General features: G+C 47.5%; 6 protein-coding genes and 1 pseudogene. 6 read left to right on the plus strand and 1 reads right to left on the minus strand.

The window, feature by feature from the left end; all coding sequences use genetic code 11:
• The first annotated feature begins 386 nt into the window (after nt 1-386).
• Nucleotides 387-2,624: a copper amine oxidase N-terminal domain-containing protein gene (locus JCM14374_RS03950; protein ID WP_054693758.1), complete on the plus strand. Its 2,238-nt coding sequence runs from the start codon at nt 387-389 to the stop codon at nt 2,622-2,624.
• 65 nt (nt 2,625-2,689) lie between these two features.
• On the opposite strand, the gene JCM14374_RS03955 is transcribed toward JCM14374_RS03950, so the two are convergent.
• Nucleotides 2,690-3,268 (minus strand): copper amine oxidase N-terminal domain-containing protein, encoded by a 579-nt coding sequence (locus JCM14374_RS03955; RefSeq protein ID WP_054693761.1) that lies wholly within the window; start codon nt 3,266-3,268, stop codon nt 2,690-2,692.
• 174 nt (nt 3,269-3,442) lie between these two features.
• On the opposite strand from JCM14374_RS03955, the gene JCM14374_RS03960 reads away from it, so the two are divergent.
• The 5 genes and pseudogenes from JCM14374_RS03960 to JCM14374_RS03985 all read left to right on the plus strand — a co-directional run bounded on the left by JCM14374_RS03960 (nt 3,443) and on the right by JCM14374_RS03985 (nt 11,702).
• Nucleotides 3,443-4,564 carry a TolC family protein gene (locus tag JCM14374_RS03960; protein WP_054693764.1) on the plus strand — a complete coding sequence of 374 codons (1,122 nt, stop codon included), beginning with the start codon at nt 3,443-3,445 and terminating at the stop codon, nt 4,562-4,564.
• A 633-nt stretch (nt 4,565-5,197) separates the two neighbouring features.
• Nucleotides 5,198-6,534, plus strand: a pseudogene (locus JCM14374_RS15615) (S41 family peptidase).
• Nucleotides 6,535-6,700: 166 nt separating this feature from the next.
• On the plus strand, nt 6,701-7,834 hold the full coding sequence (locus JCM14374_RS03975; protein WP_054693773.1) for an efflux RND transporter periplasmic adaptor subunit: 1,134 nt from the start codon (nt 6,701-6,703) through the stop codon (nt 7,832-7,834).
• On the plus strand, nt 7,834-10,974 hold the full coding sequence (locus JCM14374_RS03980) for an efflux RND transporter permease subunit (protein ID WP_054693776.1): 3,141 nt from the start codon (nt 7,834-7,836) through the stop codon (nt 10,972-10,974). Before JCM14374_RS03975 ends, JCM14374_RS03980 begins: the two co-directional genes overlap by 1 nt.
• 134 nt (nt 10,975-11,108) lie before the next feature.
• Nucleotides 11,109-11,702, plus strand: a complete 594-nt coding sequence (locus tag JCM14374_RS03985) for a TetR/AcrR family transcriptional regulator (RefSeq protein WP_054693779.1) — start codon at nt 11,109-11,111, stop codon at nt 11,700-11,702.
• The last annotated feature ends 212 nt before the right edge of the window (nt 11,703-11,914 follow it).

Below are 11,914 nucleotides of genomic sequence, written 5' to 3' on the forward strand. Positions count from 1 at the left end.
ATCTAATTTTAATAAATTTCCTACACCATTCGACATACAAACCAATTAAACACAAACATTATATATCAAATCATATTGTTTTTAAAAACAGTACGCACCATATAAATAAGCTATTAATTGATATAGCAATATTACCAAATGAAAATACAAGACATGTTTGAGAGTCGAAACATAGAGCAATTTAACGATGAGTAATGACCTGTTAAACGGAACAATTTCCTGGTCAAGGCGTCTGAAAACCATAAAATGATCTGGATAAATAAGGCATCAGAACTCTAACGAAAGGGGGAATTTCTACAGCATTAGACTCGACCACCTGATCAGTTTATGCTGCTCAAGCAGCGTGATTACCTGCATTTAAACATAACAATAAAAGGAGGAAAAATATGCTTAGGACACATAAAGGTATATCCGTAATTATGACCCTTTGCCTTTGTATTGCTCTGTTGGCTCCAGTGTTCGTAGTGACTCCGGCCGATGCGGCTACAGTTAGCGCATCTAATGCTCCAGTAGTGGCAAAGGCTGCTGGACAGAATTTGGGTTCAGTAATCATTGACTTCGGCATTTTAAATGCCGGTACACATTCAGCAGTAATTAAACTTCCCGATAGTTTTGTTATAGCTGATGATGGTGATGGAACTGCTGTTGAAAATACCAGAGTAAGCAACCTGTGCGGTGGTCTAGCCCCTGCATTCGCTGCTTCGTTAGGTGCTCCCGCAGCAGGTCAGTACCGTTTAATAAGATTAGCTGACAATCAGCTGCAGTTTGATCTCGTTGCTGCAGCAGTTTCCAGAGACGTGAAATTCGGTATAGTTCTGACCAATGTAACCGTTCCCAGCAGTGCCGATGCTACTATCAACGCCACAGTCATTAAATTGGATGGAGATGTTACCGATGGTCTTGTAGCAGTGGGTAAAACCAGCGTAGGTGCAGTAGACATTCTGCGTACCGATCCCCCTACAGTAAGTGCTGGTAGCCCTTCTATCATGGTTGCTCCAGCTACAAGCGTATTCCAGATTCATGTGAGAGAAGATGTTGCCGGTGCTGTTGTGCAGGGTACTGACACTCTTAAGTTTAAGTTACCTAAGGGTGTAACCTGGAGAACTGCTGCAGTAGCACTTTTCCCTGGCAATGTTCCTCTGCCCGGTACCGAAACTATTACAACTGATATTACTGATACTTCAATATTAAAGATTAACCGTACAACCGCTGGCGGTGTACCTGCAACCAAGTATACGTTCACCATCAATGCACAAATCGATATTGATGCTGATAACGCAGCTTTTGGAGATATTGAAGCTGTTATTTCCGGACGTACCACCAGCAATGTTGGTTCTGTCAAGCTCGCTTCTTATCAGGATTTTGGTTACACAGTAAAAGCAGAAAAACCTGAAACTGAAGTAGTTGCTGGTTTACGGCAGCAGCTTATGTCTAATGTAACCATTAAAGAAAATATCAGAAACAGTCTGATTGCTGGCCGTACTATTACTGCCAAGCTGAATGATGGTGCTAAATGGACTGGTAATTTTAACGGCACTGCAAAAGCAGGCGGATTTGCTTTAGCCTTTACTCGTTCTGCTACCGATTTCACGAAAGCCACCGCCACAGTACCAGCTCTTGCTGGCAAGGGTGAATGCGCACTGGAAAAAATAGAAATTGATGTAGCCGCAGATTATACTGGTCCCATTGAAATTCAGTTCAGTGGCAACGCTGGTATTAATGACAAAATTACCGTTGCCAAAGCAATTGCTCCCATAAGCGGAACTGCTGAAAGCAAAGATGTTATCATCGGTGTTCAGAAGCAGGCTGGTGGCAAAATTACCATCACCGAACCCAAAGCAGAAACAATCAAGTCCCGCATCTTTGGCGGAGGTGCTGCTGCAGATTTAGTTCTGTCCGCTCCGTTTGGTGTAACCTGGGCTAAAGCTCCGACCGTTAAAGTAGTAGAAGGTGACCTGAGTCTGAACACTCCGACCATTGGTTTCCCTGCAGCTGGCCGCAAACACCAGGTAACCATTCCTGTTAAGAGTGTAAGCAGCAAGGCTTCCAAAATTGAAATTTCCGACATCATCTACGATATTGACCGCACCGTTCCCGAAGGAGACCTGAAGATCGAAATCGGCGGCAGTGCTCTTGACCAGACTTCAGTTTTACTGAACCCCAACTGGGTAAATCGCGATGTAGTAGCGACCGTAGTTGCAGCTAAAGTTGTCACCCCGGCTCCGAAAGAGGGAACTCAGGGTGCAGTAGCTGGACAGTTTAAGCTGGGCTCCAATATCTACCAGGTAAACGGTGTGTCCAAGATTATGGATGCTGCTCCTTATGTAAAGGACAGCCGCACCTATGTGCCGATTCGTTATCTGGGCTATGCTTTGGGCCTGACCGATGCTGACATCGTTTACGATCAGGCTGCTCAAAAAGCCACCCTTACTCTGGGTGACAAGAAAGTTGAACTGACTGTAGGCAGCACCACAATTACAGTTAATGGCGAAGCTAAGACTATGGATGTTGCCCCTGAAATCAGCAATGACCGTATTATGCTTCCGGCACGCTATGTAGCAGAAGGCCTGGGCTTCCAGGTTGGTTGGGATGCAGGAACCGGTACTGTACTGGTATCCAAATAGTCAGTCTTTATAACCAATAAAAAACCGGGTTCCCGCAAGGGACCCGGTTTTTTATTGTCAAGAAATTATTTTAATACTAAATTACTATTTGCAGCATCCCAGGTATAATCAATTAGTTGGTTGGCTTTAAGGTTGTTAAGTGAAAAGGCAGTAAAATCGCCAAACGTCTTAGTATTTATATCCACCACTTTGCTGTCAATAATTATAGTCTTATCTTTTGGGTTTGCGGTGACTGTATGCCAGGGTGCACGGTATTTATAAGTCAGCAACTGTATGCAGTCTTTATATTCTATGTAGATATCATCCTTTTCTGTCCAATAAGGCCAGGTGGTAGCTTCGCCATTGAACTTCAACAGTTTTTGTTGTGGTTGTGATTGAACCGGAGTTTGAACTGAGGTTTCAGCCTTCTTGGTAATTATGACCGTTTGAGATTGGCTGTCAAAATTCACTTGTGCCCCTAATGCTTCGGCTACTACCCGTATGGGTACCATTGTACGGTCATTGATAATCTGCGGGGGGGTGTCCGAACTGATAGTCCTGCCATTAACAACGATAGTAATCTGGTTCTGGGCTTGAACTATGCTAATACCGCACAGAATAAGGCCCATTGTTAAAACGAGGATGAGGATTTTTCTTTTTTTCATCTGCAACATCTCCTTATAAATTTTGATAACTACATTATTCTTCTTTGTGAGAGTATTTCCTGCAGTAAAAAAAAAATGAAGAAATCTTGTCACTTATTGGGATTGACTGACAGGTCGGTTATAAATTATGATAAATGTGACAAGAAAAGATAAACTTAAAAGAGGAGGATATATGTGCTTAGGAAAATGCGATTACTTGTAATATTAACGATTATCATGGGAATGCTGGCATTACCTGGCGTATGTATGGCAGAAGCTACAACCACAACGGCTAACACCCAATTATCTATGGCCCAGGCCTACGATATGGCACTGAAGAACAGTAACACTATTAAACAGGACGAATTAAGTGTACAGATAAGCGAAGAAATGAAAAAATTTAGAGATGAAAGGGTTCTTTTTACCCCATTTGCAGCTAGTTCTCCGGCGGCAGATGCAGCTTACACTGCTGCAGTATCCGCCAGCATCAGCCAACAGATGGCAGGGAAAACTAAAACTGCTGACGAGGATAAGCTGTTTGTTGATGTGGTAACGGAGTATACTGACCTGTTAGCAGCTCAAGAGGACTATGCCTATAACCAGAAGGCTATAAAATATGCCGAAAATAAATGGAAAGCGGATTCTCTGTCATATGCCCTGGGCCTGGCAAGTCTGGTGCAGCGCAATCAGGCTGAAGCTGCATATAAATCGGCCAAAGCCGCTTACGAACTTTCAAAACTAGGTTTGGAGAAGGCCTATCAGGATTTCAACTACCTGGTAGGTTTAAACCGTGATGCTCGTCCCATACTTACTGAAAAACCAAGTTACAGTAAGTATGAAGTTGCTAATCTGGACAATGCAATCAGCCGGGCTATGGATCAGCACCCCACTCTCTGGAACCTCGGACAGCAGGTTAATCTGGCCCGCATTAACACCAACCTGGTAGATGTAAACAGCGGTTCCTTAAAAGCATCTATGCTCGATTACGAAAAAACACAATTAACCGCCAGCAACGCAGTAAAACAAACCGAGAATGGTCTGAGGTCTCTTTATAATGGTTTGCAGCAGCTGGAAGAGACGTATGTGACCCTGGAGCAGCAGCTGAAGATATACCAGGAAACAGAAAAAAATAAAAAGGCCATGTACGAACTGGGGATGTTGACAAAGAATGATTATGATTATGCCCAGTTAGATACACTGAAAGCGCTTAAAGCTTTAAACTCAACCACTTATCGACATGAAATCATGAAAATAAACTTTGAAAAGCCGTGGACTTATTCTAGTGCCGGTTCGGCATCAGCATCATCGGCACAGTAATATATTTGCCATACTCAACCCGGTTCTATAAATATGAAGCCGGGTTTTTTTATGTATTAGGAAAAGGCTGTGGATGAGAGCCTCAAAAGCGTGGGCGGGGTCTTAGATATTACCGGCTAATAGTAATCATGCCGTTGTGTCATTGAAATCTATGTATTCATCGTTGCGAGGAGCGCAAGCGACGCGGCAATCTTTCCCGGTCATTGCCCCAAAACACGCTTTTCGTATAGGGTGGCGGGTATAACCCGTGAAAATTGCGGTCGAACGAAGCAATTTTGTGTTTGCGATTAATTAACACTCTGAAAGGGTTTATGGCCGGAAGCGTTGAATATATTTCCCCAAAGCTAAAACTGGAGGAGTATTATGCGGCAATCGAACAAAAAGTGGACAGCTCTCCTGGTTACGGTATTGTTTTTATGGAGCGGTCTGGCGGGGGCGGCCCTGGCGGCGGACGGCAAAGTATTGTCTGAAGTGGCCGGATTCTTAAAGGAAAATTATGTGGATCCTGTCCCTGCCCAGGTTTTGCAGGCTCCTACCGTGGATGAGATGCTGAAACGTTTAGGTGATCCTTACGCGCAGTATTATACCAAACAGGAATTTGAAAATGAGATGGACGTTTTAAACGGGGAGTTCATGGGTATAGGGGTATATTTCACCCCCGGCAAGGAAGGGGCGGAAATATTTCAGCTGATTAAAGGTTCGCCGGCTGAGCGGGCCGGTATTAAGAAAGGCGATATCATAACCATGGCCGCCGGCAGGTCCCTGGCCGGTATGGATAAAGACGCCATAGCCCAAATAATTAAGGGTCCGGCAGGCAGCGTGGTGCAGTTAAAAGTGAAACGCGGACCCAATTCCATAACTATGGCGGTAACCCGTGAAAAAGTAACCATTCCCAGTGTGGAAAGCGAAATCCTGGGAAATAACACCGGGTACATAATCCTGCGAGAATTTGGCAGTCATAGCGCTGACGATATAGATAAAGCCATTAAGAGCCTCGAAGCGAAAAAGGCTGAGAATTGGATTCTGGACCTGCGCGGCAACCCCGGGGGATTCCTGGAGGCGGCTATTGACATTGCCGGTGATTTTATGGGTACGGCTGATACGCTTATAGTAGAGGAAAGAAGCAAGAAAGAAATGTATCAGGGCAATCCCGGGGGCCATATCGTGGATGGACCATGGTAGTCTTGATCGATGAAAACAGCGCCAGCGCCTCGGAAATATTATCAGCGGCTCTGCAGGATAACCAGCGGGCGGTGATTATCGGCAAGAAATCATATGGAAAAGGCACGGTGCAGCAGATCTTTGACCTCTCCAATGAAGACAAGGTGAAATTCACCGTGGCGCGTTTTTATTCCCCCCTGGGCAATGTCATAAATAAACAGGGAGTGAAACCTGATATAGAAGTTGGTGACGATGAGGCCAGGCTTGCCGCAGAGCTGCTGCTCTATGATCCGCCTGCCGGTTACAAAGGGAAGCTGCTCAAGCTGGATACAGAAAATTTTCAGGCTACCATTGACCCGGTGCGGGCGCGTTCCGCCGGGTTCTGGAAGGCCTGGCGCAGCATAATCAAAGGCGCCGCTGGCAACAAGTTTTATGCGGGTACTGATAATACCGCCTGGACGGAAATCAGCCAGGAAGAACGCGAATCCTTATGGCCGCTGTTTTATCCGGATTATAAGACAAATGGCCCAATCGTTACTGTCAAACCTGACAGCGAACTGAAGATATCTTTGGCTGATGACGTTAATCCCCGTTATATTAACTTTTCTACCGTTGAACTGATAAAAGCCGACAGCGGCCAACGGGTAAAAGCCGGGTTTACAGTGGTTAATAAGAAGGATATTGCGGTGAAACCTGCGGCGAAACTTACCCCCGGCGAATACTGGCTGGTGCTGCATGACACCATTCGCTTCAGCAGCGGGCAGAATATAGGTCAGGGAATAGTAGCCAAATACGATGTCAGCAAATAATTACAGATCACAGTCTGACGGGGTTGGTGACAACCCCGTCCCCCTTCATCCAGGCCCCCGCTTTTATTTCTTGACCATCATATTCCAATCAGGATATAATGCAACTATCAAACCGACCAACCGGTCGGTCAATGCTGTAAACGGGAATACAAGCAGGAGGGGAATTATGGGCAGGAAAAGGTTGTTCGGACTAATGTTGTTGTTATTACTGGGGCTTTTGATTACAACCAGCGGCTGCAAGAAAGAGGAAAAGACAGCAGAACCAACATTCAGTGTTAATACAGCTATAGTCAAGAAAATGGATATAGCCCAGGCTATGAAGTACGGCGGGACCTTGCGGGGCAGCAATGAAGTGTACATATATCCTAAGATTCAAGCGCCTTTGAGAGTTACAGCTATTCTGGCCCAGCCTGGCGACCGCGTAAAGGCCGGCCAGACCTTAATTACCCTCGACAGCTCCGATTATGAAGCCAAACTCAAACAGGCTCAGGCGGGGCTGGCATCGGCACTGGCAGCCAAAAAGGCCAGTGACGCCAACCTCGAAGTCTTGAAATCCAAATATGACAGCACCAAGAAGCTTTATGAAGCGGGAGCAATTTCAAAGATAGAGATGGACAGCATACAGGCGCAGCTGGACGGGGCCATGGCCGGTTCGGCTCAGGCTCAGGTAGATCTGTACCAGGCCATGCTGGAGGATGCTGAAAATCAGATCGCCCACTGCGATATTACTTCGCCCATTAATGGGGTGGTTGGCAGCATCAATGTTTCCCTGGGCGATATGGTCAGCGCGCAGTCAGCCGCCGCCGCCGTAAGCGATACCAGCGTTTTGGAAACCGATGTTTTGGTGGGTGAAAATGAAGTCAGTTATATCAAACCTGGCAGCGAGGCAGCGGTGAACGTACGCGCGGCTTCGGCTAAATCGTTTAAAGGCAGGGTGGTTACAGTCGCTTCCATGCCCGATCCGGTTAAACGCAATTACCGGGTTAGAATCAGCCTGGACAACAAAGATAACATCATCAAATCAGGGATGTTTGCGGAACTGATAGTAGACGCCCAGACTAAAAAGGACGTCCTGGGGGTTCCGGTGGAAGCGGTTATCCCCCGCGATGCCCGTCATATAGTTTTTGTCGTGGATAAGAATAAACGCGCGCGGGAGCAGGAGGTTTTAACCGGGCTGAAGAATGACCGCTATGTGGAGATTGTCTCCGGATTGCAGGCAGGAGATGAGGTTATCACCAAAGGCAATACCCTGGTAAATGAAGGCACCCTTTTGCGGGTGATTCCCGGGGGGGTCAGATAATGGGTATTGTAAAATTCGCGGTTAAACGCCCGGTGACTATGACCATCCTGGTTTCAGTGGTTATCATCTTGGGCTTTTTTACCTTGAGCAAACTGCCCCTGGCTCTCTATCCCGACATGAAGCTGCCCTACGCAGCCGTTATGACTACCTATTCCGGCGCTGGTCCTGAAGAGGTGGAACAGGTTACCAAGATGCTGGAAGGACAGATCAACTCCCTCAGCAATGTTAAGAAAATAGAATCGTATTCCATGTCAGGCTCATCCATCATGCTAATCAGCTTTAACTGGGGCACGGATATGAGCAGCGCTATCAATGATATCCGCGAAAAGACCAGCATGATTGAAAAATACCTGCCCAGCGGGGTTGAAAAACCCATGGTGCTGAAGATGGACGTCAACATGATGCCGATAATCCAGACCGGGGTGGAGGCTAAAGGCGACATGTCCATGGCCGAGCTGCAGTCCATCGCCGAGGATGAGATAAAACCTCGCCTGGAACGTATTCCCGAAGTGGCTTCGGTTATCATAACCGGGGGACAGAAGCGGGAAGTGAAGGTGGAAGTGGACCCGGTCAAACTGGAAAGCTGCGGGTTGACTCTGGCCCAGATTAATCAGATTCTGCAAGCGGAAAACTTTAATATGTCCAGCGGCCAGATCAAAACCGGGGAACGCAAGTATTTTGTGCGTAATCTGCAGGAGTTCGAATCGATAGAGGATATTAAGGATGTACATATCCTTACCGCCGCAGGTAATGCCATTCGTCTGGCCGATATAGCCACTATTACCGACGGTTATAAGGATAATTCCCAGATCACCCGCTTAAACGGCGGGGCGGCGGTGGGTATTCACTGCCAGAAGCAGAGCGATGCCAATACCGTAACCGCCTGTGAACATATCAAGGCTGAACTGGCCAAAGTGCAGCAGGAAATGGGCCAAGACCTGGATATTAAGGTGGTAATGGACCAGTCTTATTATATCAACCAGTCTATAAACACCGTTAAAAGGATGCTCCTGGAAGGGGCTTTGCTGGCTGTTTTCGTCCTGTTTCTCTTCCTGCGCAATACCCGCAGTACCTTGATCATATTCATAGCCATTCCTTTGTCCATTGTCGCTACCTTCGTATTGATGTATTTCAATAACGACACCCTGAACATTATAACCCTGGGAGGTCTGGCTCTGGGCCTGGGGAGGATGGTGGACGATTCGATTGTGGTATTCGAAAATGTTTACCGCCACCGCAGTTTAGGGCTGCCGCCCATTGAGGCCGCTTTAACCGGGGCCTCGCAGGTCAGCAACGCGGTTATCGCCTCCACACTGACGATTCTGGCGGTTTTCCTGCCGGTAATGTTTGTTACGGAAGGAATTGCTTCGGTTATTTTCAAACCCCTGGCGGTAACGGTCAGTTTTGCGATATTGTGCTCCCTGCTGGTGGCTTTGACCGTAGTCCCGCTTATGTCCTCCCGTATGCTGACCAACTCTGCCATGCAAAAGCGGGAAACCGGCAATGGCTGGCTGTCATCCAAAATATCGCGCTTTGGCCATTGGATCGACAACCTGGGGGAACAATACCAGGAAATCGTGAGATGGTCCTTATCCCACCGGTCTGCGGTGGTTATTGTCGTGACCGTTTTAATGATAGGTTCTGTCGCTCTTATGCCCTTGATTGGGGCGGAATTCATGCCCAAGATGGATTCGGGCGAGATATCCATCAGCCTGGAGGCTGATAAGGGCAACCTCTTGTCTGACACCGACCAGATGATAAAAACCATAGAAAAGGAATTACATGATATAAGCGAAGTTGATACCGCCTTCACCAGCGTAGGGGCTTCCAGCAACATGTTTTTCGATAGTTCTACCCAGGAGGATAAGGCCAGCATCTACGTGAAGCTGGTTCCCCGCAGTCACCGCGAACGCGATGTGGATCAGGTGGCTGAAGACATACGCCAGCGGGTACAGAAGATCGCCGGCGCCAAAATTAAAGTCAATGTTATGGATATGTCTTCGGAGATGGGCAACAGCTCTGCGCCTATAATGGTGCAGATCCGGGGTGATGATCTGAAGGTATTGAAGCAGCTTTCCGAGCAGGTTAAAGAAATCGTCCGTCAGGTTCCCGGTACCCGTGAAGTCAGTTCCACCCTGACTGATGGCAATCCGGAGATTGAACTGCGGGTGGATCGTAAAAGAGCGGCGGCCTGCGGCTTGACCCCGATGCAGATTGCCAGTGAAGTTAAAACCGCCGTCAACGGGTCGGTGGCTACCCGTTACCGGGTAGGAGGCGACGAAGTCGATATTAACTTGCGGCTGGCTAAAGCCGGTCATGACGACCTTGGCTACCTGCAGAACTTAACCATAATGACCGCCCGGGGAAGCGTGGTCAAACTGGCTGATGTAGGCGATTTTGTGATTGCGCCCGGACCGGTGCAGATCAACCGTATTGACCGCCAACGGGTGGGCGAGGTTGACGCTTATTTGCTAAACCGGGATCTTAATTCGGTTATAAACGATATCAAGGCGCGGGTGGATAAGATTAACCTGCCCGCAGGCTACACCATTACCTTTGCCGGCCAGGATGAAGATATGATCGAAAGCTTCAAAAGCCTGGCCCAGGCCTTGTTAATGGCTATCATTCTGGTCTATGCGGTTATGGCTATCTTATACGAGTCGTTTTTCATACCCTTCATAATTATGTTTTCCGTACCCACCGCTATCATCGGCGTGGTGCTGAGTTTGCTGTTAACAGGAAAAACCTTCAGCGTCAATGTTTTTATCGGGGTGATAATGCTGGTAGGTATTGTTGTGGCTAATGCCATAGTCCTAGTGGACTACCTGCAGCACCTGCGGGAGGAGGGCATGGAAAGAGACGCCGCTATTGTGGAAGCGGGTCGCGTGCGCTTACGGCCCATATTAATGACGGCTTTTGCCACCATTCTGGCGATGCTGCCCCTGGCCCTGGGAGTGGGCGAAGGCGGCGAAGCGGAAGCGCCGCTGGGCATAGTTATCATTGGCGGTCTCCTGGCGTCAACCTTTGTTACTCTGGTACTGATTCCCGTGGTATACAGCATATTTGACGACTGGGGGCAGAAAATCCGCAGCCGCAGGCGAAAGACTGAGATTAATGAAGAGGCGGCTGCTGAAGGCTAGAAATACAACAACCACAGATGAACACAGATTTGAACCACAGATACCCACAGATTAAAATCTGTGTTCATCAGTGAATCATCTGTGTGAATCTGGGGCGATTTAATCTGTGGTTAATTAAACTCGGGGGGATGAGAATGAAGGAACTGAGCCCGCGCATGAAAAAAAAGCGCGAAGCGATATTGGACGCGGCGGCACGGGTTTTCAGCGGCAAAGGTTATCATAACGCGCGCATGGAGGAAATAGCTGTCGAGGCGGGTATCGGCAAAGGCACTATTTACGAATATTTTTCCAGCAAGCTGCAGCTGTTCCAGGCCATGATGGAGCGCAGTCTGCAGGTGTATTATGAAACAATGGAATCGGTAATATCTGACGCCATGCCATTTGCGGAACGTTTTCGTCACCTGTTGGAGGGGCACTTGAGTTTTTATCAGGATAACAAGGATTTGTCCCGCATGATCTTCTGGGATGCGGAAATATTCGACGAGGAACTGAAAGAATGGACTAATGCCCAGCGTAAAGAAAAAGAGAAGCGGCTTAGGTCAATAATTGAGGAGGCTATAAAGCGCGGCGAACTGCGGCCTCTGGACGCACAGCTGGTCAGCCTGGTTATTTCCGGGACTCTGGGGGTAATGTTTGGACCCGTTGTCCTGGACGGCTGGGATATAGACCCGCATATCCTGGCCGGTCAGTTTGCGGACATTATTATGAACGGCATCGGGATTAATTAGATGCGGATAACGCCATAGCCCTGTCATTGCGAGCGCAGCGAAGCAATCTAAAATGCGATGGCGAGTAAAAAAGATTGCCGCGTCGCTGAAGCTCTTCGCAATGATGTTCTCTCAGCAATGAATTATAGGTTAAGGCCTTCAGCTTAAATTCAGCATGCAGCTGTATAATAGTTGCGGTGCTTATACAGAAACTGTGAAATCTGTGTGTTAAT

Origin of the sequence: Syntrophomonas palmitatica JCM 14374, from assembly GCF_001311885.1 — a bacterium.
In the GTDB taxonomy this organism is placed as follows: domain Bacteria; phylum Bacillota; class Syntrophomonadia; order Syntrophomonadales; family Syntrophomonadaceae; genus Syntrophomonas_A; species Syntrophomonas_A palmitatica.